General features: G+C 70.4%; 1 pseudogene. It reads right to left on the reverse strand.

Annotation, left to right across the window (positions count from 1 at the left end):
* A pseudogene (locus KUM32_RS40645) lies at nt 1-557 on the reverse strand (XRE family transcriptional regulator); the annotation flags it as partial.
* Between the last annotated feature and the right edge of the window lie 115 nt (nt 558-672).

Genomic DNA, 672 nt, shown 5'->3' on the forward strand with positions numbered 1-672 from the left:
GCGTCGGCCTGTGCCATGGCCTTGTCGAGTTCGTACCGGTGTCTGGCGGCGTCGCTGAGTGCTGCGGTGTCGTGAATCGACTCGATCAGCGCGAGCGCCTTCCCGGTCTGGCCAAGCGACACATTGACGCCCACCGCTTGTGTTGTCGCGGACACGGGCCCGAACAGGGTGCCGTTCGCGCGGAACTCCCGTCCCATGCGGGCCCCCGTCGCGTTCGATTGCGAGAGGTAGTCGGCTGCCCGATCCTTGTCACCCAAGCGCGATGCCACCACGGCGGCGAAGTTGATGTGCGCTCCGTACACGGAGAGCTGGTCGAGGGTCGCGCGGGAGAACCGTGGTTCGATGCCGGCGGCGGAGCGTTCCGCGAGGTCGAGCGCTTCCGAGAGCCGGGCGTCGCGCAGGCAGACCCAGGAGCGGCCGGACATCACCAGGGCGGTACGCAGGTCGTCGGCCGCGTTCTGGGCGGCGTGTTGCGCGTGCCCGATCGCCGCGTACGCGAGGTCCCGTACGCCCAGGAGGTTCGCGACGTAGGCGCTGATGCGGTAGGCGTCGGCCACGATGCCCCACGCCTCGGCCCGCGCGTCGGAGGGTTGCTCGTGCAGTCGCGCGGCGGCGGACCGCAAAAGGGGCGCGGCGAACGCCCCTACCTCGGCGTACCGACCCTGCCAGTAC

Source organism: Streptomyces sp. AC627_RSS907, assembly GCF_019049165.1.